Source organism: Mitsuaria sp. WAJ17 (assembly GCF_014174515.1).
In the GTDB taxonomy this organism is placed as follows: domain Bacteria; phylum Pseudomonadota; class Gammaproteobacteria; order Burkholderiales; family Burkholderiaceae_C; genus Roseateles_B.
On the sequence record NZ_JACJUG010000023.1, the window covers coordinates 54,860 to 77,469 of the forward strand.

21 protein-coding genes are annotated in these 22,610 nt (G+C 70.2%); 5 read left to right on the forward strand and 16 right to left on the reverse strand.

Features of this window, described 5'->3' with window-relative positions; genetic code table 11:
- Window positions 1-99: 99 nt before the first annotated feature.
- The 4 genes from H5407_RS17610 (at window position 100) to H5407_RS17625 (ending at window position 3,041) form a co-directional block, all read left to right on the forward strand.
- Window positions 100-1,896, forward strand: a complete 1,797-nt coding sequence (locus H5407_RS17610; protein ID WP_183105793.1) for an ATP-binding protein — start codon at window positions 100-102, stop codon at window positions 1,894-1,896.
- Complete coding sequence (locus tag H5407_RS17615) at window positions 1,896-2,288, forward strand: response regulator (RefSeq protein WP_183105794.1); 393 nt, start codon at window positions 1,896-1,898, stop codon at window positions 2,286-2,288. The genes H5407_RS17610 and H5407_RS17615 overlap by 1 nt, the downstream gene beginning before the upstream one ends.
- Window positions 2,275-2,583, forward strand: a complete 309-nt coding sequence (locus tag H5407_RS17620) for a hypothetical protein (RefSeq protein WP_183105795.1) — start codon at window positions 2,275-2,277, stop codon at window positions 2,581-2,583. Before H5407_RS17615 ends, H5407_RS17620 begins: the two co-directional genes overlap by 14 nt.
- 92 nt (window positions 2,584-2,675) lie before the next feature.
- Window positions 2,676-3,041 (forward strand): STAS domain-containing protein, encoded by a 366-nt coding sequence (locus H5407_RS17625; RefSeq protein WP_183105796.1) that lies wholly within the window; start codon window positions 2,676-2,678, stop codon window positions 3,039-3,041.
- Window positions 3,042-3,383: 342 nt separating this feature from the next.
- Here H5407_RS17625 and H5407_RS17630 read toward each other — a convergent pair whose 3' ends face one another.
- The 15 genes from H5407_RS17630 to H5407_RS17700 form a co-directional block, all read right to left on the reverse strand.
- Window positions 3,384-4,925 carry an LruC domain-containing protein gene (locus H5407_RS17630; protein WP_183105797.1) on the reverse strand — a complete coding sequence of 514 codons (1,542 nt, stop codon included), beginning with the start codon at window positions 4,923-4,925 and terminating at the stop codon, window positions 3,384-3,386.
- A complete protein-coding gene (locus tag H5407_RS17635; RefSeq protein ID WP_183105798.1) occupies window positions 4,925-5,413 on the reverse strand; it encodes a hypothetical protein in 489 nt (162 codons plus the stop codon). Before H5407_RS17635 ends, H5407_RS17630 begins: the two co-directional genes overlap by 1 nt.
- Window positions 5,414-5,502: 89 nt before the next feature.
- Window positions 5,503-7,668: a hypothetical protein gene (locus H5407_RS17640; protein WP_183105799.1), complete on the reverse strand. Its 2,166-nt coding sequence runs from the start codon at window positions 7,666-7,668 to the stop codon at window positions 5,503-5,505.
- On the reverse strand, window positions 7,665-8,894 hold the full coding sequence (locus tag H5407_RS17645; protein WP_183105800.1) for a glycosyltransferase family 2 protein: 1,230 nt from the start codon (window positions 8,892-8,894) through the stop codon (window positions 7,665-7,667). The genes H5407_RS17640 and H5407_RS17645 overlap by 4 nt, the downstream gene beginning before the upstream one ends.
- Window positions 8,888-9,412 (reverse strand): serine O-acetyltransferase, encoded by a 525-nt coding sequence (locus H5407_RS17650; protein WP_183105801.1) that lies wholly within the window; start codon window positions 9,410-9,412, stop codon window positions 8,888-8,890. The genes H5407_RS17645 and H5407_RS17650 overlap by 7 nt, the downstream gene beginning before the upstream one ends.
- Complete coding sequence (locus tag H5407_RS17655; protein WP_183105802.1) at window positions 9,405-9,977, reverse strand: hypothetical protein; 573 nt, start codon at window positions 9,975-9,977, stop codon at window positions 9,405-9,407. Before H5407_RS17655 ends, H5407_RS17650 begins: the two co-directional genes overlap by 8 nt.
- Window positions 9,974-10,981: an acyltransferase family protein gene (locus tag H5407_RS17660; protein ID WP_183105803.1), complete on the reverse strand. Its 1,008-nt coding sequence runs from the start codon at window positions 10,979-10,981 to the stop codon at window positions 9,974-9,976. Before H5407_RS17660 ends, H5407_RS17655 begins: the two co-directional genes overlap by 4 nt.
- A 68-nt stretch (window positions 10,982-11,049) precedes the next feature.
- Window positions 11,050-12,144, reverse strand: coding sequence for a glycosyltransferase family 4 protein (locus tag H5407_RS17665; RefSeq protein WP_183105804.1), 1,095 nt, complete (start codon window positions 12,142-12,144; stop codon window positions 11,050-11,052).
- Window positions 12,141-13,319: a glycosyltransferase gene (locus H5407_RS24710; RefSeq protein ID WP_183105805.1), complete on the reverse strand. Its 1,179-nt coding sequence runs from the start codon at window positions 13,317-13,319 to the stop codon at window positions 12,141-12,143. The genes H5407_RS17665 and H5407_RS24710 overlap by 4 nt, the downstream gene beginning before the upstream one ends.
- Before the next feature lie 2 nt (window positions 13,320-13,321).
- Window positions 13,322-13,636 carry a c-type cytochrome gene (locus H5407_RS17675; RefSeq protein ID WP_183105806.1) on the reverse strand — a complete coding sequence of 105 codons (315 nt, stop codon included), beginning with the start codon at window positions 13,634-13,636 and terminating at the stop codon, window positions 13,322-13,324.
- A gap of 37 nt (window positions 13,637-13,673) precedes the next feature.
- On the reverse strand, window positions 13,674-15,083 hold the full coding sequence (locus H5407_RS17680; protein WP_183105807.1) for an oligosaccharide flippase family protein: 1,410 nt from the start codon (window positions 15,081-15,083) through the stop codon (window positions 13,674-13,676).
- The gene (locus tag H5407_RS17685; RefSeq protein WP_183105808.1) at window positions 15,077-16,045 is read right to left on the reverse strand and encodes a glycosyltransferase family 2 protein; all 969 of its coding nucleotides are present in this window, start codon (window positions 16,043-16,045) and stop codon (window positions 15,077-15,079) included. Before H5407_RS17685 ends, H5407_RS17680 begins: the two co-directional genes overlap by 7 nt.
- Complete coding sequence (locus tag H5407_RS17690) at window positions 16,042-17,301, reverse strand: glycosyltransferase family 4 protein (RefSeq protein WP_183105809.1); 1,260 nt, start codon at window positions 17,299-17,301, stop codon at window positions 16,042-16,044. Before H5407_RS17690 ends, H5407_RS17685 begins: the two co-directional genes overlap by 4 nt.
- Window positions 17,302-17,311: 10 nt before the next feature.
- On the reverse strand, window positions 17,312-18,955 hold the full coding sequence (locus tag H5407_RS17695; protein WP_183105810.1) for a glycosyltransferase: 1,644 nt from the start codon (window positions 18,953-18,955) through the stop codon (window positions 17,312-17,314).
- Window positions 18,952-20,034: a polysaccharide biosynthesis/export family protein gene (locus H5407_RS17700; protein WP_183105811.1), complete on the reverse strand. Its 1,083-nt coding sequence runs from the start codon at window positions 20,032-20,034 to the stop codon at window positions 18,952-18,954. The genes H5407_RS17695 and H5407_RS17700 overlap by 4 nt, the downstream gene beginning before the upstream one ends.
- Before the next feature lie 104 nt (window positions 20,035-20,138).
- Between H5407_RS17700 and H5407_RS17705 the strand changes: the two genes are divergently transcribed.
- Window positions 20,139-21,521, forward strand: coding sequence for an O-antigen ligase family protein (locus H5407_RS17705; protein WP_183105812.1), 1,383 nt, complete (start codon window positions 20,139-20,141; stop codon window positions 21,519-21,521).
- Here H5407_RS17705 and H5407_RS17710 read toward each other — a convergent pair whose 3' ends face one another.
- A complete protein-coding gene (locus H5407_RS17710; protein WP_183105813.1) occupies window positions 21,522-22,559 on the reverse strand; it encodes a glycosyltransferase in 1,038 nt (345 codons plus the stop codon).
- Window positions 22,560-22,610: the final 51 nt, after the last annotated feature.

Sequence of the window (22,610 nt, forward strand, 5' to 3'; positions counted from 1 at the left end):
TACAGACAAAGACCGTCCCGAGGTTGTGACGCCTTTGTCAAAACGGCCGCCGCTTCCTGCTTGGCCGATCCGGCGGTGGGCAGTAGCATGAAGCCAGCCATGCAAGCCGGACCCTTCCCCTGCGAGATGCTCGACCTCCTGGTGGTGGATGACATCGAGTCATCCCGGCTGGTGTTGGGGCGGGCGCTTGAGCAACTGGGTCACCGCGTGAGACTGGCCGCGGATGGCGAGTCCGCGCTGCAGCTGATCCAACGCGACCCGCCGGATGTGGTCTTCCTGGACCTGCTGATGCCGGGCATGGATGGCTTCGAGGTCACGCGCCGCATCCGCGCCATCGAGCGGCAGGATCGCTGGATGCCTGTCATCGTGTGCTCCTCGATGCAGGGCGACGAGCATTTCGGCCAGGCCCTGCAGCATGGGGCTGACGACTACCTGGTGCGCCCGGTCAACCCCAAGCTGCTGGTGGCCAAGCTCAGCCACATGGCCTGGCTCCTGCATCTGCAGCAGGAGCTGCGCGCCACCGCCCAACGCCAGCGCGACATCCACGACCACATCAGCGACCCGGTCCTCACCCTGGATGCCCAGGGCCGCGTGCTGGACGCCAATCTGGCGGCTTGTCAACGCTTCAGCCTGGGTTCCCCGGCCGGACTGGTGGCTTGCCGCAGCGAGGATGTGATGGGCGCTCCCCTGGCTCGGCTGGTCGAGGGGGGCGAGATGGTGCTGCGGGATGCCCGGGGCGAGCAGTTTCCGGCGGAAGTGCGCAGCAGCACCTGGCAGGAAGGCGGCGGCACGCGCTACACCATGGTGCTGCGCGACCTGTCGGAGCAGCGGGCCTTGACGCGAGCCAAGGACGAGTTCATGGCGGCGGTGAGCCACGAGCTGCGGACACCGCTCACGGCCATCCATGGCGCCGTGTCCCTGCTGGAGGCCGGGCGCGGCGGGGAACTGGCGCCCAAGGCGCGGCAGCTAGTGGATATGGCCTCGCGCAATGCCCGGCGACTGAGTCGCCTGATCGACGATGTGTTCGACCTCACCCAGCTGGAAGGCGAGCGCATGGCCGTGCGCTGCGAGGCGCAGGAGGTCGGCCCGTTGCTGCAGGAGGCCCTCAGTGCCAACCAGGGCGTGGTGGTGGGGCAGGGCCTGAGTCTGGTGGGCCAGTGGCGGGAGTCGGACCTCGCGGCCCAGGTGTCGATCGACGCCGACCGGCTGGGCCAGGTCCTGGCCAATCTGATCTCCAATGCCGCGAAGTATTCCCCCCCGCAGGGCCAGATCAGGCTGGGCCTGGAAGTGGGACCCCAGCGCGTCCGCCTGAGCGTGAGCGACCAGGGGCCCGGCATTCCGCCGGAATTCCGGGCCAGGCTTTTCGAAAAGTTCAGTCGTGCCGAGCCCACGGCCAACAAGACCAAGCAGGGCCTGGGGCTGGGCCTGTACATCGCCCGGCTGCTGGTGGAACGCATGGGCGGGACCCTTTCCCTGGGCACGCCCAAGCATGGCTGTGAGATGTGGGTGGACCTGCCTCCGGTCGGGCAGGGCCTGCGGCAACCCTTGTGGCTGGTCGATGCCGACCCGGAGCGCGCCGCCCGCACCGCGCGCATGCTGGGCGCTGACTGGCGGGTGCAGCTGGCAGCGCAACCGGCCCGCTTGGACCGGTCTTCTGGCCTGCCGCAGGCCGTCCTGGTGGATCCGCAGGGGCAGGACGCCGCGGACGCCCTGTTCGAGCAGCTGCGTGTGCTCGCCCCCGGGGTGCCGGTGCTGGTGTTCAGCGATGCCGTTGACGAACGCTATGCCCATTCGGAGGGGCTGGCATTCCTGCCCCGGGAGGGCAGTACGGCAGGCGATCTGGAGCTGGCGCTGCGCCGCTTGCACCGGCATGAAACCATCTGGCAGGACCTGTGATGAAGACCTTGCGACGCATCCTGTGCGTGGAGGACGATCCTGATATCCGGGAGTTGATCGGCTTCAGTCTGCGGGATGTGGGTGACTTCGAGGTGCTGCTGTGCGAGGACGCCGACGCGGCCCTGGCCCAGGTCGAGGCCTTCGCGCCGGACTTCGTGCTGCTGGACGTCATGATGCCGGGCATGTCGGGTCCGGAGCTGCTGGCCGTGCTGCGCACCTTGCCCTTCATGCAGGGGGTGCCGGTGGTGTTCATGACCGCCAAGGCCATGCCTTTCGAGGTGGAGGAGCTGCTGCATCACCAGTCCACCGGGGTGATCGTCAAGCCCTTCGATCCGCTGACGCTGCCGGACCACCTGCGCATGTACTGGGAGCACGGCCGTGACGGCGCCTGAGCCACCTCGCGCCGCAGCGCTGGCCGCAGGCTTTTCGGCCCTGCAGCAACGTTTCCGGCAGGGACTGGCGGACCGGGCAGCGCGGCTCGAAGCGGCCCAGGGGGTTGCCGAACAGGCGGCCCTGCTGCACCAGTTGGCGGGCGCCGCGGGGGGCTACCTGATGTCGGATCTGGAGGCGGCGGCTCGCGACGCCCTGGCCTGCTGCGAGGCCACGGTGCCCGAAGGCAAGCGCCGGCAGGCCTTGCAGGCCGTGCTGGCGCGTCTCAGGGGCCTGGCCCTGCCTCCCCGAGCCTGAGACGTGAGACGGCACAGTCTGGTGACAATTCGACCTTGTGTCTGCGGTTCAATGGCCCCATCGCCCCTTTCGTTGGCCTTGAGGAGCCCATCATGGAACTGAACGGTCGTTTGCAGGACAACGGCGTGCTGGTCCTGGAATTGCGTGAAGACAACCTGGACGCCACCAATCTGCGCGTGTTCAAGGACCTCGCCCAGTCCCTGATCCAGGAACGCCGCGCCGTGGTGTTGGACATGGCCGGCGTGCAGTTCGTCGACAGTGCCGGCCTTGGGGCGCTGATTTCCCTGTTGCGCCAGCTGAATGCGCGCGGTGGTGACCTGGTGCTGTGTGAGATGTCGCGCGCTGTGCGCGCCCTGTTCGAGCTGATGCGCATGCACCGCGTGTTCCGAATCGCCGAAAGCCGCCAGGACGCCTGCCAGGCCTTCACGCCGTCCACGGGCCTGGGCCAGGCCGCCTGAGCCTCTCCGCCCTTCGTTGACCTGCCCGGTCGCGGCCTGCCGCGCACCGGGCATTTTTGCGGGCGGCTCTCCAGCCGGCTCGCGACGCGCCGGCCAGGAACGGCTTGGCCTTTGGCGTGGCCTTGCGTGCCGTCGGCCATCGTCCGGGCGCAGCCCCTGCCGGTGTCGGGGCGCAAGGGGGGCTCGTGTTGTCCGCATGTCGGCAGGGGTGCAGTCGGGCCAGCGGGGCGCAGGGGCGGTGGTGCTGGCGTCGAGCCCGGCCCTTTCATTGGCGGGCGTCGAAACGACCAAGGGCGGTCCGCCATCGCAGACCGCCCGTGAAGGGGCCGATGCGCCTGGGTGTCAGGGGTCCCACTCCCAAGCGCCGGGCAGGCCGGCCACCTGACCGGCGGACGGCGAGAGGTACCAGGTCTGGCCCTGGCTGCCGCCGGAACTCAGGAAAGTGACCAGCTGGGGATAGGCCACCCCCAAGTCCACCCCCTCGCAGGCGTGGGCCCAGCCGGTGGGCACCAGCAGGGCGTAGGGATAGCCGCGACTGTCGCGCAGTTCCGATGTAATGGCCGTGCCTTTGCTAGGCACCAGCAACGCGGGCACCGGGGTTCCCACCGAGGACTGGGCCTGCGGCTGGTCCAGGGTCGCGGTCAGGCGCATGTGGGGGCCATTGCGGCTGGCCTGGCTGCTGCCGCACAGTACGTTGACATAGGCGTCTGCCCCTGGGGCACTGAACCAGCTGCCGGCCTTGTCCACGTTGACATAGGGCGTGGCTTGCAGCCAGTTGCCAGCCAGGCCGCCGCTGCAGCTCAGGCCCTGGGCATCGCCGGCGCGGCGAACGGTGCAGGTGACGGATCCGGTTCCCGGCAGGGGCAAGCGGAACTGCCAGTCGTAGACATAGGAGGCGCCGTCCGCCAGCAGGTAGGACTCGGCCTCCACCCGCAGCACCTGGCCGCTGGCGTTCAGGCCCAGCTTGTAGCGGTAGGCCACCACGGCGTCATTGAAGTCGTAGTCTCCACGGTCCGGGTAGTTGTCCTCGTAGGCCACGTGATACCAGCCCGTGGCCGATGGGAAGTAGCTCCAGGCCACAAGCTCGGTGCTGCTGCTGCCCGGGCTGGCGGCCGTGTCGCTGGAGCCGCTGTTGTTCACGATCTCCGCTGTCGGTGCGCTGACCTGGAAGGTGGAGGTCGTGGGCAGCACGGCATTCAGGTAGTAAGCGTCGTCGCGGTTGAGCAGGGCCAGGTCCTCGAAGCCGCCCGAGTAGTCATAGAAGCTCTCGGGTTCCGCGACGGGCTTGTTCTTGTTGGTGTCCAGCAGCTGGATGCTCAGTGTGGCGGATAGGGCGCCGGCCAGGCTGTCGGGGACGAAGATGTCCAGGGTGCTGTCGTACTGGTTCTGGATCGCGTTGCTGCCGGTGATGCGGCTGGAGCCGCCCTCCCCCAGCAGGGTGTAGTAGCGCTGCCGGCTACTGCTGCCGGCCGGCATGATGAGGGCTTGGGTGGCGCTGCGGTAGCTGGTGTAGGTCCGGGTGATGCCGGGCCACTGCACGGTCAGGCTCACTGAGGCGATGGAAACGCCCTGCGAGGTGGACGTCTCCAGGCCTTTGTTGTTCTCGTTCACATCCACGCCCAGGGAGAGGTAGTAGCGCGGCGTGCCGCTGCTGGCGTCGAAGTGCTCCAGGCGAAGCGTCTCCAGCTGGGCGGCGCTGAGCGGCGTGTTGCCGGTGCCCATCATGAGGTTGATGGTGCCCCGCCCGTTGGACTGGATGGTGTCGGCCAGGCGTTGCGAGCTGGCCGTCTGGGCCTGCAGGCTGCTTCCAAAGGTGGTCATCAGGAAGGCGGTTAGGAATCGCAGCAGACCGCGTTCGAAGGGGAGGAAGGAGGACGTGCTCATCACAGACTCCAGGTGCCGCTGACCGAACCGGCCGCGTTGTACAGCTCGAACTGGATGGTCTTGACTGCCAGCGGAACCTGCACGCGCGGGAGCTCGCTGCCCGGCCGCCAGCGTCCGATCCACAGGGTGCTGGCGCTGGCTTCACCTGGGCCCTGCACATACAGCACCAGGTAGTGGTGGCCCGGATCCGGCGGCAGCTTGGCGAAGGCACTCTCCAGGATCGAGGCCGGCATGGTGGCCGGCGCCCGGAAGCTGGCTGGCGGCGGGCCCGACAGGGGCAGGCTGCTCAGAGACGTGCTGGTGGCAGGTGCCGGGGCCGGGGCTGGCGTCGTCGTCGTTGCACCCCCGCCGCCGCCGCCGCAGGCCATCAGCGCAAGACCGCACAGCCCCCCCAGCAGGGCGGATCGACCGGCGCAATGCCCGACGGTTCTGGGCGGCCGGGGGGTGCCCGGTGCGGTGCGCGGCGCTGGATTGAGAGGACGGTGCATGCAGGTCTCCCGGTGTGGTGCCTTCATTGGGCTCCGAGGGCCGGCCTCAATGGTGAGGACACTGTGAATCCCGCGACGATCGTGCGCCGTCAGGCCTTGCCGCGTGTGGAGCGGCGCCATTGCTCATAGCGCACCCGCCAAAGCGCCGCCTGCAGCCGCCAGTAGGACAGGCTCATGAAGGTGTCGAAGCGTGCGCGGGTGGCGGTCTCGACGATGAGCTGCTGCATGTAGCCGCTGTTCTGGAAGACGGCCACCTTGTTGACGAACAGGCCCACGGCCTCGGGCTGCAGCTTTTCCAGCAGGCGCTTGGCGCGCAGGGCCTCGCCGCGGGAAACGGCATCGGCCTCGACCACCAGAAAGACCTGGCCGACGGCCTCGATCGTCAGCTCGGCGTCGGCATTGAGCAGCAGCGGCGGCAGGTCCAGGAGGATGAAGTCGTGATCCTGCTGCCAGTGCTGGAGGGCCTCCCGCAGGAGGTCCAGGCGCTGCAGTCCCTGGTGGGCCCGGGTGCCGATGCTCACGCAGGGCAGCTCGGTCTCTCGCCAGGCCTGGCTGTGCACCAGCCCGCGCAGGGGTACGTCACCGGCTAGGTAGTCGCTCAGGCCAACGGATTCCCGCGTCTCGCCCGGCATGTGCCGCGCATCGGCGCGGACGACCAGGGGCCGGGCGCCCAGCGTCAGCAGCAGCTGGGCGGTGTCCATCACCAGCTCGCTGACACCGGCACCGGACTTCACGCCCGTGAAGGCGTACGCGGTGCGGCCCTCGCGCCCTCGGTTGCGCAGCAGCGTGGCCGCAAAGCGGCGCCCCTGCTCGCGCCAGAGGATGTCCGTGGCGAGCCCGTCTCGCCGCACCTGCCAGCCCGCAGCGGGCAGCCCCAACAGCTTCTCCGCGTCGTTGACCGTGCGCAGGCGCGCATCCACCACGTCCAGCGCCACGGGCACCAGTGCGGCGGCGGCCAGCGCGGCCAGCAGGGCCATCAGCAGCATCCGCTTGCGGCCGATGCCCTGCGGCGTTTCGGCCGGCAGGGCGCGGCTGACCAGGCGCACCCAGCCGAGCGCGCGGCTCTCGGTTTCCAGGTAGCCCAGGCGTTCGCGCAGCCGAGTCAGGTCGGCATCCCGCTTGCGGATGTCGGTGGTCAGGCGCATGGCTTCCTGGAAGCTGCTGGCGAAGTCCGCGGCCTGTGCCTGCTGGCGATCGACGGCCGCCCTGGCCTCGCGCTCGACCTGCATGCGTGTGGCCAGGGTGGCCATCAGCCGGGTGCGGGCGTTGTCGCTGGCCTGGTGGTCGAAATCGTCTTCCTGGCCCTTCAGTCGCCGCTGGATCTGCAGGAGTTCGGCCTGGGCCGCCTGGTAGGCGGGGTGCCGGGGCTCCAGGCCGGCCAGGGTCCGGTGCAGCTCCTCGCTGCGTTTGACCACTTCATTGCGCAGGGCCTGCAGGCCGTTGTCGAGCTGGCGGGACTCCAGCAGCGAGCGACCCAGGTGCATGGGCAGCTCCTTCTGGCGCATGTAGGCATCCAGTGCCGCCTCGGCCTGCACGCGCTCGCTGGTGGCCAGGGCCAGGCGCTCGCGCATCTGCAGCAGGATGGTGTCGTAGGGGTTGGCCGTGCTGTCGGCAAAGGTTGTCAGGTGCAGGCGGTCGGCCAGCACCAGGCGAGCGGCGCTCAGGGCCTCGATCTCCTCATGGAGCTGGTGCTCCCGCGTCTTCAGGGTGTCGATGCGTTCGCCTGAGCCGTAGATCTGCTCGCTGCGCACTGTCCGGACAAAGGTGTCCGCGACGGCGTTCACGAGGGTGTGAAGGTGGGCGCTGCGGGCGTCCTCGGTGCCGATGTGCACCATGTAGGTGTCCGGGATGGCGCGCACGTAGATGCGGCGCTGCAGCTGCTCGATGTACTGGCGCTTCGTCAGGGCCGGGGGGCGCAGCTCCACGCCCTGCTGATGGAGTTCGTCCAGGGCGGATTCCAGGATGTCGTAGCGGACCACCATGCGGGAGAGATGGTTCACGTACTCCCGGTACTGGGAGTTGGACTGCAGCTCCAGCTCCTTGTCCGTCTCCATGTTCTTCATGTAGGACGGAGACACCTGGAAGGTGGCCTGCGCTATGTAGTAGCTGCGCCCCTTGAGCAGGGCCAGGGGCGTGCCCAGGATCAGGATCACGATGAAGGCCCACAGGGCGGTGCGGGGGTGACGGCGCAGGCTCAGTAGGGGCTTGATGCCCAGGCCGGGCAGGCTGGCCAGCTCGGTGGCGGTGCCGTTCATGATGGGTCTCCCTCATGGCGCAGCGGGCGCCCACCACGCTCCCAGCCCGAGGCCCGGCCGCAGGCATAGGCCACGTAGATGGGCAGCTTCCACAGGGCGTACAGAGGCAGGCTCAGCAGCTCCAGCGGGCCCAGCAGGTCCCGACCCCAGCGCCACCAGGCCCCGGTCAGGGCCAGGACCAGGGCGCCCAGCCCCGCCCCCATCAGCAGGCTTCCCAGCTGAAGGACCGGGGCCGGCAGGGTGCCCCAGGTCAGCAGGGCCGCCCAGCCCAGCGAGGTGCCGCCCAGCAGGAGCACGTACAGCGCCAGCGGCGGGATCAGCAGGTCCAGGGCCAGGGCCAGCGGGGCGGCACGGCCCTGGCGCAGCGCCTGGGCGAGCAGGGGCTTCGCGTGCTGGCGCATGACCGCCAGGTGGCCGTGCTCCCAACGTGTCTTCTGGCGGCGCAGGGCGCCGGTCTGCGGGGCAAAGCCGCTGGTGACGCGCACTTCGGGCAGGAAGCAGGGCGTGTGGCCAGTGCGGGTCAGCCAGAGGCCCAGCTCCATGTCCTCGGCGACATGGCCGCTGGCCAAGGGCGCCTGCGCCAGCAAGGGCCAGGGAAGCGCCATGCCGGTGCCCATCAGGTGGCAGGCATCGCCGAGGGCGGAGGTGCCCAGGGGGCGCACCTGGTTCTTCACCCGCATTGCGAACTCGAGGATGCGCGGCATGAGGCCGGCGGCGCCCGCTGCGCGCATCAGGTCCAGCATCTGGACGGGCCGGCGAGTCGCTGCGCACACCTCGGCGATGCGCTGGGCGGCGCCGGGGCTCAGCCGGCAGTCGGCATCGACCACCAGGACAAGGGCGGGAGGGGCCTGGCGCAGGTGATCCACCCCATGGGCCAGGGCATAGCCCTTGCCGCGGCGCTGCGGGTCCCACCGCTCCAGCACCTCGGCGCCGGCTTGCCGAGCCCGCTCGGCGGTGAGGTCCGCGCAGTTGTCCGCCACCACCAGCAGCCGGTCCCCCGGGGCGAGCTGGGAACGCAGGGCATGAACGGTGTCCTGGATGTGATCGGCCTCGTCATGGGCGGGCACCAGGATCAGCAGCGGGCCGCGGGGCCTGTCCAGCTGCTCTCGTCGGGCGCGGGGACAGGCGCGCCAGGCCGAGGCGACCAGGAGCAGCAGGGCCAGTGCCGGCAGGATGAGTGGGAGCAGCAGGCCGAGAAGGGCCAGCAGCAGCACGAGGGTCAGCATGGCAGGGCCTCCTGCGCCGCCCGGCGTGGCTTGATGACGGCAGGCACGCCCACGGCGATGCAGTGGTCCGGCACGTCCTGCAGCACCACCGCATTGGCCCCGATGCACACATGGTTGCCGATGCGGATCCGGCCCAGTACCTTGGCGCCGGCGCCGATGTCCACGTGGTCGCCGATCCAGGGCCCGCAGGGATCCTCCACCCGGGACAGACCCACGACCACGCCGCTGCGGATGCGGCAGTGCGCGCCGAATCGGGCGAAGCCGCTCACGACGATGCCGCCCGAGTGCTCGATCACGAAGCCCGGGCCGAGGGGAACCTCGCAGGGCAGCTCGATGCCCGTAAGGATCTGCACGCCCTTGTAGAGCAGCTTGTAGAGCAGGGAGAAGGGCTTGCGCAGCCAGGCGGGCCGGATGCCATAGCGCCAGCGTCCCAAGCGATACACCGCAAGAGCCCAGAAGCCCTGCGCGCCCCAGTCCCCACGGTGGGCGAGCAGATCGGCGCGAAGGTTGTCAAACATGGGGCGCTCCTTGCGATGAGGCGGCGGCTGGCCCCGCGCGACGCAGGCCCAGGACCAGGCAGGCCATGCCGATCAGTTCCAGGGCACGGCCCAGCGAGAGCGGGCCCAGGCGCTGGGCCAGCCACAGGTCCGTCAGGTGGTGTGAGACCAGGCGCGCCGAGGCCACGCCCAGCAGCAGGGCCATGCCCCAGGCCAGCGCCGGATGGCCTGCACGGAGGTGGCGGGCGAGGTGGGCCAGGGCCGGGAGGGTCAGGCACAGGGTCGTGAGCTGCAGGGGGCGGCGCTGGAGGTACCAGCCCTGCTCGCGGGCCAACTGGCGCAGCATCTGGACGAGCAGCACGTCCAGGTGCCACAAGGTCATCAGGGCCAGCAGGCCCATCGTCACGGCCAGGACCAGCCAGAGACGATGCACGCCGGTGGGCTGCCGTCGCTGCTCCAGCCAGCAGGCCAGCGCCAGTCCGGCATAGGCCAGCGTGAAGGCCAGCGAGGCCCAGCTGCTCATTCGCAGCGCGGTGCACCAGGCGCTGGTGCACCCGTCGATCCATTGCAGCCAGTCCTCGTTCATGGCAGGGCTCCTTGACGGGGTGGGCGGGAGGCGGGCATGCGGCCCTGTCCCAGGAGCGCCAGCCGCAGCCAGGGCAGGCGGGCGATGCCGCGCTCCAGCAGCAGCGGCCCCGCGATGCCCGCAGCGAGGATCAGGGGCAGCAGCAGCGGGGTGGGCAGACCCAGGCCGCCGCCGACCACGATGCGGGTCGCGGCGGTGAAGAAGGCGTGGAAGAGATAGATGGGCATCGCGTGGCGGCCAATCCGGGCCAGGGCTGGCTGCTGGGGCGACCAGCGCACCAGCAGCAGGCACAAGGCCAGGCCCAGCAGGAGCATGGCCAGCGTGCGACGGTCGGGATCCGGGACGGGTGGCCATAGCCACACCCCGCCGGCCAGCACGCCCAGGGCGAGCAGGGGGCCGTTCCAGGGGGCCTGCAGGGCCTGGCGCGCGCCGGGGTTGGCCAGGGCCTGGCCCACCAGCGCATAGGGCAGCAGGTACAGGGCCCCGTCCAGGCCCAGCCAGCGCGGTGCGTGCCACAGCAGGCTCAGCGCCGAGAGGGCGGCCACGACGGCCAACTGGCATCCCGGCCGCTGCACCAGATCCAGCGCCTGCAGTGCATGCAGGACCAGCAGTACCCAGAACAGCGATTGGATGAACCAGAAATGCGCCACCGGCTCCAGGTGCATCCAAGGTGAGAGAACCGGCTGGCCATGGGTCTGCGGCACGGCCTGTTGCAGCAGTGCGAACAGGGTGCCGACGGTCAGCACCGGCAGCAGGAGCTGGACAGTTTTTTGACGCAGAAACGTCGCCTGAGCCAGCGTCCGGCTGCGCGACTGGGCAAAGCTCATCCCGGCCAGCAGGGCGAACATGGGCATGCGCAGGCAGACCAGGGCGTCGTTGACCCAGCGCAGCAGGCCCTCATCAATGCGCAGGCCGTTCAGCGGGTTGGAGCCCACCGCGTGATACAGCACCAACAGCAGGCAGACGAGTCCGCGCAGGGTGTCGATGGCAGGGTTGCGGTCCATGGGGCCATTGAACGATGGCCGGCCTGGCGGAGTGTGACCAGACTGTGAGAACTGCCGGCGACGCGGGCTCAGGCGGCCCGTCGGTCCCCGGTGTCCAGCGCCTGCTCGAAGACCTGAAGCAGGGCGCGGCTGGCGTCCTGCCAGCTGTAGGCGTGGGCGCGGGCATGGGCCCGGTGGGAGAAGCGCAGCCAGGCAGCATCGCTGCCCAGGAGGAGCTGCTCCAGGCCCTGGGCCAGGGCCACCTCATCGTCACGGGGCACGAGCACGCCTCCGCCGGTGGCCAGCAGCTCGGCAGCCGCCCCCACGTCCACCGCCACGACCGGTGTCCGGCAGGCCATGGCCTCCAGCATGGGCAGGCCGAAGCTGTCCCGGCGCGAGCTGAAGAGCCAGGCATCGCAGGCCGCATACAGGCCGGGCAGCGCCTCCTGCGGCGGCCGTCGGTGGTGAAGGGCGCCCGGGGGGAGGGGCAGCTGGCGTTGCGGCGGATCCTCGCCCAGGGCCAGGACCTGCAGATCCGGGCAGCGCGTGCGCAGGCGCGAGAGCGCGGCCAGTGCGAGGTCGCTGCCCTTCATAGCGGCGCTCGCGTAGGTGAAGCCCACGGTCGGGCGGGGCTGCCGGCCGCGGGGCGCGGCGTCGAAGAGCTGCAGGTCCACGGCATTGGGCACCACCCGCAGGGGCAGGGGGCCCACCGCCCGTTCCAGCTCACAGGCCAGGGCGCCGGAGATGACGACCTTGTGATTGGGCAGACGCAAGGCGGCGTGCACGCGCTCATGGGTGCCGGCCACCCAAGTCTCATAGCCCTGAATGAGGTGCACGTTGGCGCCCTTGGCTCGCGGCAGCGCATGCATCCACACCGCGGTCTCCCACCACGTGGCCACGACGATGTCGGCGTCCGGCAGGTCGTCTGCGACGATGGGGCGATGCCGCTCCAGCACGCGGTGTGGCACGCCTGACAGGGCGATGTGCCCCTGGGTGGCCGCCGGCGTGGGCGAGTGGCCCGAGCACCACTCCCGGCGCCAGCGATCGGCCCAGTGCAGCCGCTCCGGTGCATTGCTCACGACCAGCACTTCATGGCCCAGCTCGAGCAGGGCCCGGGCATGGGCGGCGATCACGCGTGTGCCCCCACTGAGGTTGTCCGACGGGGTGAGGAAGGTGATCTTCATGGGGAAGCCTCGCAGAGCTGCTGCAGGTGCTCCACGCGCTGGCGGAACACGGTCTCCACAGTGTGGTGGCGGGCGAAGTCCAGCGCCTGGCGCGACAGTCGGGCCAGGGCCACACGGTCACGGTCCAGGGCGCAGATCTGGTCGGCCAGCCCCCGCAGATCGTCGATGGCTGCGCCGCGGCCGATGTCGGCCACCGACAGCAGGCCCGCAAAGGCTCGGTTGAGGTAGCCGGCGATGGGAATGCCGCAGGCCAGGGTCTCCAGGTAGGTGCAGGACGGATCGCTCTGGGGATGGGGCATGACGTAGAGATCGACCTCCCGCTGGATACGTGGCACCAGCTCGGAGGCGAAGTCCAGCGGCCCGACCAGGGTCACCCTCTGCTCCAATCCGTACTGGGCCAGCTGCTGGCGCAGCAGGCCGGTGAGCTCGCCAGCGCCGTAGATGCTGAAGTGAAAGGGCAGGTCGCGATCGGACAGCAAGTGAGCCAGGGGCAGCAGCTGGTGGGCGCCCTTCATGCCGATCAGCCGGCCCGAGAAGGCGAGGTGCAGGGGGCGGCCGGCCAACAGGCTGGACAGGCGCCGCTCCAGCCGCAGCGGACTGGGCAGCGTGGCAGCGGACATGCGCGTGTCGAAGTACAGCAGGCCGTGGCGATGGGCGTAGTGCTCGTAGGCCGGGAGGCCATTGGCCTGAAGCCCATGAGCCAGGCCGAAGGCGCGGATGCGCTGGCGTTCCACCTGGTCCAGGAACAGCTGGTGGCGCCAGCGGCGCAACCGTCCCGGCGTCTCGATCCTGATGATCTGGCGCCGTGTCTCGGGGATGTACTCGATGACATAGGCGCAGCGACGGTGGAGGCGTCGACACAGCCGGGACAGGCCGAGCTGGCGGTAGTCATCGCCGGCGGCCAGCAGCAGGTCCGTGTGCTGGAGGTGGGAGTCCGTCACCTGCTGGCTGGGCGGCAGGGCCAGCAGCTCGCAGGGCAGCTGGCCGGTACTGCAGTGCAGGGTGCCGTGCGAGGGCGGCGATCCGTCGGCCAGCCAGGCCATGCAGCGCATGGGCCCCTGCCACAGCTCAGCGTATCGGACCAGCCCGTCCAGGAACTTGCGGTCAAGGACCCAGTGCCCGGCGCGATGCCAGACCGGCACGGAGGGGAAGAGGGTGAGGTGATGGCGGCTCACGATCAGGGGCGCCAAGGTGGCGTGTTGCTGAGGGTGTTGCCATGGTCGTCCGCCGATCGGCGGCAAGTGTGAGGACTTTGTGAGAACTGGGCCCCGCGTTTAGCGCTGGCCGGCAGGGGCAGCAGGTACAGGTGCAAGGCCTGCAGGTCCGGCTCGGCGAAGCGGGCGAAGGAGCCAAAGGGCATGACGGCGATGGCCTGCCCGCCGCCCTGCGGCCCATGGCATTCGGCGCAGCCCCGGGTGTCGTAGAGGCAGCGCCCGCGGGGGGGGGCGGTGGAGGCGAACAAGCCGCAGGCGGCCGTGGCGCAGTCTTTCACGGGCCCGGGGGCTTGTCCGGCGCCTGGCGTCGGGCGTTCAGGGCAGCAGGCGGTGCCCCCCGCCGAGTCCGGTGGCCAGGGCATGGCTCAGCAGGAGTCCAGTGCCCGCAGCGAGCAGCGCGGCCGGCAGCCACAGCCAACTGCTGCCCGGCCGCAGCAGGCCTTGACGGGCCAGGTAGTGCAGGCTCAGCGGCCAGGCCGCGAACTGGCAGGCCACCACGGCGCCCAGGGCCGCGATGGCACCGCCCCAGCTGTGCGCCAAGGGGACGACCACCAGAAGCGCCGCGCCTCGCAACAGGTTGTTGGCACTGACGCGGGCTGCGTGGCCCTGCACGAACATCAGTTGCTCCACCACCTGCTGGCGCAGAGCAAGCAGGCCCAGGGACAGGATCTGCAGGTCCGCGGCGGCCGGTGCATAGCGGCGGTCATAGCCCAGGTGGATGATCCAGGGCCCCAGGCTGAACATCAGCCCGGCGGCCAGGCCCAGGGCCAGGTCGGCATGGCGCTGCAGCCGCAGGTAGCGCACGGCCAGAGTGCCGGGATCGTCGCGTCGCGCCGCGCTCAGCCCCGCCAGGACGATCTGCCCGTTCAAGGCCGCGAACAGCCCGGCCACGGCGGCGACCAGCGTGCTCGCGATAGCGAAGAGCCCGAAAGCGGTGGTGCTGAGCAGGGCGCCCAGCAGGAGCTTCTCTGCGTGTGCTGCGATGAATCCCAGCGCCGAGGACGCCACCATCCATCGGCCCGTCCCCAGCAGATCCTTCAGGGCCTCCCGGTCCCAGCAGGGCCGCAGGCGCGGGCCGCCCAGCAGCAGGTGGCTGCCCAGCGTTCGCGCGGCGGCGCTGGCGACCACGCCGGCAGGCAGGGCCCAGGGGGAGTGAGTCAGCGCGGCCACCGCCACGGTGAGCCCCAAGGCGACCAATTGGGCCATCAGCTCCAGCCGTGCGAGCGCGGCGCCGCGCAGTTCGCGCTGCGCCAGGGCGATCTGCTGCGACTCGGCACCTTGCAGCAGCGCGCAGGCCGCAAAGGCGAGCACCATCGCAGGCAGCCGGGGATCGCCGAAAGCGGAGCTCCGGGGCAGCCAGCCGCCCTGCTGCAGGGCGGCCAGGCCCAGCGACACCACCACCACCACGGCCGCCAGAAGCACGGCGCGCAGGCCCTGCAGCGCCCAGGCCGAGCCCAGGAAGCGCGCGTCGCTGCGGCGGTGCTGCACGACGATCTGCCACAGGCCCAGGTCCGAGCACATGACCAGGGCGAAATACACCGTGTTCAGGGCCGCCATGAGGCCGAAGGCATCCGGTGCCAGCAGGCGCGCCAGGACCAGGTTGCCGCCCAGGCGCAGGAGCTGGCTGCCCAGTTGGCTGCCCGCCAGCCAGCTGGCCGCGCGCAGCAGGGGGCGGCTGCCCGCGCCTGCCGCCGGACGCTGCAGGGGCAGGCTGGGGCTCACCATGGCCGCGCGGGGCTGCGCTGCCCGCCTCCGGTCTCAGTCCAGGCCTGCCAAACCTCCTCGCAGTGCTGGGCCCATTCGCGCCTGCGCTCCTGCTGGCCTCGCATCCAGGCCCGGAGCTGGCGCAGGCGGTGCCAGCTGGTCTCCAGCAGGCACCAGCCGGCCGCCGCCCACCAGCCATGCTGCTTGCGGTAGTACAGCAGCGCACTGCGCATGCGCCAGCGTTCCAGCTGGGACCCGGCGCGCGACACCCTGCCCTTCGCGGCGCTGCGTGCCGAGACCCCACCGATGTGCGTGGCCTTCAGGCAAGGCCAGTATTGGACGTGAAGGCCCATGTCGCGCAGGCGCCGGCAGAAATCGACCTCCTCGTAGTACATGAAGAAGCGCTCGTCGAAGCCGCCCAGGCCCAGGAACACGACGCGGGGTATGAAGACGAAGGCGCCCGGGATCCAGTCCACCTGCGCTGCCTGCATGGGGTCGGCCCAGCGGCGGTCCAGGCGCCCGAACAGGCGGTGCGTGGGGTGGCGGGTAGCCAGGCCGGACAGGGTGAAGAGCTCGTCCAGCAGGGTGGGGAACATGCGCGCCGAAGGCTGCAACTGGCCGTCCGGCGACATCAGCACGCCGCCTCCCATGCCCACGGCCGGATGGGCGTCCATCAGGGCCAGTCCTTCGCGGATGCTGCCGGGCAGCGGCACGGCATCGGGGTTGAGCAGGAGCAGCATGTCGCCCCGGGCTCGCGAGGCGGCCAGGTTCACTCCAGCCGCGAAGCCCAGATTGACGGGGCTGGCCACGAGGTGGATGAGGTGCTCCCAGGCAGCGAGCCGCTCTGCGCTGCCGTCGGGCGAGGCGTTGTCCACGACGACGATCTCGTTGTCCAGCGCATCCAGCTCCTCATGCAGGCGCGGGATGAGCGCGTCCAGCAGCCCGGCGGAGTTGTAGCTGACGATGAGGATGGAGAGCTTCATGCGACACCTCGTGTCTGGGGCGATGCAGGCAGTACCGGCGCATGCGGGGGCAGTCGGAAGCTGCGGAACAGCCGCGACAGCTGCTGCACGTTGCGCCGCAGCTCGAAGTCCTGCTGGAGCTTGTCCAGGGCGGCCAAGGCAATGGTGCGGCACAGCGCCGGGTCCTGGATCAGCTGCTGCAAGTGCGCGGCCAGGCTGAGCGGATCGCCCGGCGTGGCGAGCAGACCCTGCTGGGGGGCGCTGATCAGCTCGGGGATGCCGTTGACCGGTGTGCTGACGCAGGGGAGGCCGCTCGCCATGGCCTCCATCAGCACGATGGGAATGCCCTCGGCCAGGCTGGGCAGCACGAAGATGTCGGCCTGCGCCATGGCCTTGCGCACGCCGGCCTGCGGCAGGGCCCCGGTCATGCGCACCAGGGGGGCCAGGCCCAGTTGCTCCACCGTGGCCTCGATGCGGGCGCGATCCACGCCATCGCCTACCAGGGTCAGCTGACACGGCACGCCGCGGTCCCGCAGCAGGGCCAGGGCCTGCAGCAGCACGATCTGGGCCTTGGCCGGGGCCAGGCGGCCCACGCACAGCAGGCGCGCCACGGGCCCGCGCACCGGCACCGAGAAGCTGAAGTCGCGGGTGTCCACCCCCAGGCGGCACACCGTCAGCTTGTGCCAGTGCTGCGGGGCGGCGATGCGCATGAGCTGGGCCCGTGCATGCTGGCTGATGCAGACGATCGCATCGGCGCCGGCCACCTTGCGCGCCAGGTGCTGGCCCGCCACATCGTCGAATTCATCGGGGCCATGGATGGTGCAGGAGAGGTGGCATCGCGTCAGGCACCGGGTGAGCAGGCCCACGCTGGCGGCTGCATTGCCGAAGTGCACGTGCAGCAGCTGGGTGCCTTGCTGCTGCATCCAGCGAGCCAGGATGGCCGCTTCCAGGCCGTAGGCCAGGCCCAGCGACCGGCGTCCGCGTGTGCCCAGGCCCGGCGCCATGCACAGCATGACCAGCAGACGATGCGGGGCACGCAGCAGCCAGTACAGCAGCGCGGAGAGCGCGCCGCCCAGGCCTTGCGCCTTGATGAAGAACGTGTGGCGTAGCTCGGATCGCTCCTGGGCGCCCAGGGCCTGGTTGGGCGGCCGGTTGACGCTCGCGGTGACGACCTCGTGGCCCAGCTCCCGCAGCAGCCGGATCTCGCGCAGGATGAAGGTGTGGGACACCGCGGGGTAGAGGCTGACCAGGTAGGCCATCTTGGCGGGCGTGGACATGGCGAACTCCTCAGAAGGGCTGGTCTTGGGCCTCGCGCCGCCGGGCGGGGAGGGGGCGGGCCGGCGTGCCGGCCACAGTGGCATGGGGAGGCACATCGCGCGTGACCACGGCATTGGCACCGACGATGCAGCTCTGGCCGAGGCGCACGCCCTTGAGGACGACCGCCCCCCGACCGACCCAGACGTTGCGCTCCACCACGATCGCCTGCGAGACATGGCCGCTGTGCCGGATGCAGTGCGGGTCACGCCGGTGATCCGCATCCCGCAGGCTGGCGTACTCGCCGACCATGGCGCCGGCGCCAATCTCGATGCGCGCATGGGCCACCACATGCACGCCGCGGGACAGCACCACGTCGTCGCCCAGCACGATCTCGCCCAGGCCCTGTGTTTCCAGGCAGACACCGGGATAGATGAGCGCGTTGCGACCGAGGCGGATGCGGCCCGTGCCCTGGACGTCCACCACCCCCATCAGTACGTTGGAGGCGCACACGGGCTGCTGGGTATGGGCACGCAGCCGGGCCAGGGCCCAGGCGCGGCCAAGCTGTGCCAGGACCAGGTCGCGCCACAGGCCAGCCAGCGGCTGCATCAGCAGGGCCAGGACCGACTTCGTCCGCTGGCGCCGGGAGACACCGGCAGCGGCGCTTTTGTAATCGACCGCTTCCAAGGGGCGGTGTTGGCGGTGCGAGCGACGCCAGGCCAACTGACCGAACAGCGCAGGCACCTTCTGGACGTGGGAGTGGACGGCATACTGCAGGCACAGGCCCGGCTGCCCGGGGGCCTTCCAGGCGCAGCGCCTGGCGCTGCGCGCGATCATCAGCAGGGCCGACAGCAGCAGCGGCATCAGGGCGGCCGGCCACAGCAAGGCGGCCACACCCAGCCACAGAGGGGCGCTGAGATAGAGCAGGCCGTGCAGGAAGTCGCGCCGGGCCTCCCGCTGCCACAGCGGGTCCTGGCGCTGGCGCATGCGCTCGGCCACCTCGGCGTAGGCGATGCCCGAGCGATAGGCGCGCCGGCAATAGGCCGAGAAGCTGCGGATGGCCAGGTCGTGTCGCGTCATCGGTGCATCGATGTGCTCGATGAGCCAGCCGTGGGCCCGCAGCCGTGCGCAGAGTTCGGGCTCCTCGCCGGCCTTGAGTTGCGGATCGAAGCCGCCGGCCTGACGCAGGGCCTCGTGCCGCACCAGCACATCGCCGCCGAAGTAGGGGGTGCGCCCGGCGGGGTAGAGCCAGTCGAGGTCCAGCACGCGGGTGTAGATGGACTGCCCGGGGTTGGATTCGCGCCGGTGCCCCCAGACGGCGCACAGCGCCGCTTCGGTGCGTAGGCACGAGGCGGCGCGGGCCGCGAAGTCCGGGTCAAGCTCCGTGTCGCCGTCCAGGAACAGGATCCAGTGCCCCAGGGCCGCCTGCCAGCCCAGGTTGCGGGCCTTGGCCGCGCACGGCGAGGGGTCGTCCAGCAGCAGGGCCTGCGCGCCACTTTGGCGGGCATGCTGCAGGCTGCCGTCCGTGGAGGCCGAATCGACATAGATCAGCTCGTACGTCAGGCCTTGCCAGCGGGCGGCCCGCACCGATTGCAGGCAGCGGTGCAGGCGCTCGCCTTCATTGCGGCCGATGATGACCACCGAGATGTCCGGCACCGAAGGAGGGGAGGGGCTCATTTGCTGGCTCCCGAGAGGTTGCTGACCGAGACGCCGAAGCTCAGCACCGAGACGGCCGGGCCGATCTGGCGCAGCACATAGCCGATCTCGGCCAGGGTGCTGTTGGGAACGAAGACCACGTCGCCGTCTTCCAGGGCGTAGTTGACGGTGCGTTGCGTGCCGATCAAGGCGGCGAATTCGATGACCTCGACCTTCCGGGCGCCGGCGCGGTACACCCCGATCTGGTGGGGGCGGGCGTTCTCGCTCGTGCCGCCCGCCTGGGCCAGGGCATCCAGCACCGTCATGCGTGGGGTGAGCCGGTAGGAGCCGGGCTTGGCCACGGCACCCAGCACGTAGACCGCCGTCTCGGAGGAGTCGGGGATGAAGACGATGTCCCCCTTCCTCATGCGCAGGTTGTAGGCCAGGTCGCCGTTGAGCAGGGCCTTGAGATCGACCCAGATCAGCTTGTCGCGCCCGCGCATGATGGCGCCGCGGGTCAGGGTGGCCTGCTTGTCCAGGATGGGCATGGCGCCGGCGTTGGCCAGCACCTCGGCCAGCGTCGGCGGGTGCGAGAAGCGCTGGGCGCCGGCACGCTCCACACGGCCCAGCACCGTCACCTGGTTGGAGGTGTATTCCTCCACCCCCAGGCTCAGGACGGGCGCGGTGTAGAGGGTCCGCAAGGTCTGGCGAAGGGTGTCGGCGGCTTCCTCCCTGGACTGCTCGCCAAGGCGCACATCGCCCAGCAGAGGCAGGGTGATGCGGCCGTCGGGGCCCACCACGTGGCGGCCGCTGACCTCGGCGCGGCCATACACGTCCACGCGCAGCACGTCGCCGGCCCCGATGCGGTAGACCGGATCGGTGGATTCCTCCAGCAGGGCCAGCTCCTCCTTGGTGGCCAGCGGCGCGCCCGGCTGTCGCTGTACCGGCTTGAACAGGGGGTCGGACAGGGAGCTGGACCGGGCAGTCGGTTCCGGCCAGGGCGTGGCGCAGCCGCCCAGCAGACCCAGCAGGCAGAGCACGGACAGCCCGGTGCGCCACCGGCGGCTCGGCCAAGCGCTGCGAGGCGGGGCGATCATCGGGAGGCAGGTCGGGGTGTCCATGGCCGACACCTTAGGCGGGGCGCGCCCGCCAACTGTCACGGGCTTGCAAACTCCGGGCGCAGCGCGCTCCCCTCCCGAAAGTGGCGCCGCACAATGGCGCCACCATGACGCGCTATCTCGTGTTTGTGGCCATGATCCTGGCCATCTGGGTGATCCGGCGACGCGGGCTGAAGGCCGCGATGCTGGATGTCTGGCTGCCCTTCTTCCTGATGGTGCCCTTCGCTTTCTGGGTGGACATCCCCGGCCTGCCCGACCCCAATTTCATGCAGGCGGCCATCCTGCCCCTGCTGGTGGTGCTCGGGCGGGACCTGCACTCACGCCTGTCCATTGGCCGCATGGAACTGCTGATCGCGGCCTATGTGCTGGTGCGGGTCTTCAACGACTATCTGGGGCGGGGCTACTCGGACGCTCAGAACTACGCCTTCTACATGCTCAGCTCCCTGGTGGGGAGCTATCTGCTGGGGCGGCTGCTCATCGATGGCCGGGCGATGGACGTGGCCGTGGCCCGCCGCTTTGTGCTGCTGATGCTGATCACGTTCCCCTGCTTCCTCTTCGAGGCCAAGTTCTGGGTCACGCCCGTGTACAAACTGCTGTCGGGCTTCTTCCCGGACGCGGGCAGCGGCCTCTCGCTGCGCTGGGGCATCGCCCGCACCGCGGGGCCTTTCGAACACCCCATCCTGGCCTGCATCATGGTTGTCGCGGTGTACCGGATGCACAAGTGGCTGGACTGGATCGGTGAATGGCAGCGCCCTCAGCCGGGCCTGATGGGGCGCCTGCAGCGCCTCGCGCGCCGCGTGCCGCTGCGCTTCTCTACGCAGATCTCCTGCGTGCTCGTCCTCATGGCCTTGATGACTATCTCGCGGGGGCCGTGGATCGGGGCCTTCGCCGGGGGCGCCCTGGCCGCAGTGGGCTGCTTTCGCAAGCGACGCAAGGCGCTGGGCTGGGTGTTGGCGGGCCTGCTGCTGGCCGGCGTGGCCGGCAAGCTCGCGCTGGAGGCCTACATCACGCCCAAGCAGTACGAGGCCCTGACCGGCGAGGCCCAGACCATGCTGTACCGCAAAGTGATGATCGAGCAGTACCAGGCCTTTCTCTTTGACAAGCCCTGGACGGGCTGGGGCCTCACGCGGGTGCCCAAGATCCAGGGCATGGAGTCCATCGACAACGCCTTCTTCCTGATGGCGCTGCAGCATGGCGTGCCGGCGGTGCTCATCTTCGTGGCGATGTTCCTTTATGCCATCGCCTCGCAGCTGAAGTTCGCCCTGCGCGCCCCACCAGGCGAGCCGCCCATCGGCTTCAGCTTCGCCGGCATCTACGTGATGTGCTTCGTGGCCTTCGCCACGGTGTACATGGGCTCGCAGACCGAGCCGCTGCTGTTCCTGCTGCTGGGATGGGGGGAGAGCATCAAGCGACGCGGCACGGCCTTGCCGGACCACGGGGCTGCAGCGGCGCCGCCCGGTCGTCCGGCCTTCCGCCGCGTGATTACCTGATCACCTGAACTGCAGCGCCAGGGCCTCCAGCAGGGCCAGGTCGCTCTGCAGGGACGGCGGCACCGGCAGCTGGAAGGCCTGGCACAGCTGCAGCAGCCGGTAGCGCCAGTCATGGCGGAGCAGCACCTGGCGGGTATTCAGCCGGCGCTGGTCGCGGAAGTCGGCTTCCCGGGCCAGCCAGTCGCGCAGCTGATCCAGGGCCTGGGCGGGATCGTCCGCCAGCTCCAGCGTGGCGTCGGGCCAGTCCAGCATGTCCTCGGCCATGCGCGAGCGGGGACGCTTGCCGGCCACCAGGCATCCGGCCAGCAGCGACTCCAGCCAGCGGCTGGTCACCATCATGGAGCGCGGGCGTTGGCCCTGCGGCTCCACGAAGAGATGGAAGGCCAGGGAGATGCGGCTGCGGTGCAGGAGCTTGAAGAGCATGCCGCGCTCCAGGTGAACGGTCGGTCCTTGCAGAGCGCCCAGCGGGGAATGCAGGTACAGCAGCGGCGAGTCCGCCGCATGGCAGATCCGGCTGAAATGGGCGTGGTAGCTGGGCGGGTTGCGGCCGTAGGCGATCAGGTCGATGTCACGGGCATGCGTCTGGCGCGGCGCCCACCGCAGGGCATCGACCCCCTGGTACACCGGGTGCACCTGCACGCCGAATCGCTGCCTTGGAAAGTCTGCGTCCTCCACGGCCGTGACGGTGATGGCGTCGTACAGCGCGGTGGCCGGGCCGAAGCCGGGCTGGTGGTAGGAATCGGTGACCCAGCCATAGACGCGCTGGAAATGCCGCCGGACGTCACCCAGGGCCTGGACCATGGCCAACTGCTCGGGGCCGTGAGCCACGACGAGCAGCACGTCTCCTTCGGTCGCCCCTAGGCCTACCCAGCGAGGCTGCCCACGACCCAGCCAGCGCCAGGGCGCAGCAGGAGGGCGCTGGCTGGGTGACAGCAGTGGGGCCTCGAAATAGTGGGCCAGCAGGTCGGCCAGCTCGTCGATGGCCGCCCACCCCGCATGGGGCGCTGCCGGACCGGCACACAGGACCGCAATGCGCATGGACTGTCCCTGGAAGCGCTGGAGGTCCCCAGTCTACGGGGTGGGGTGGGC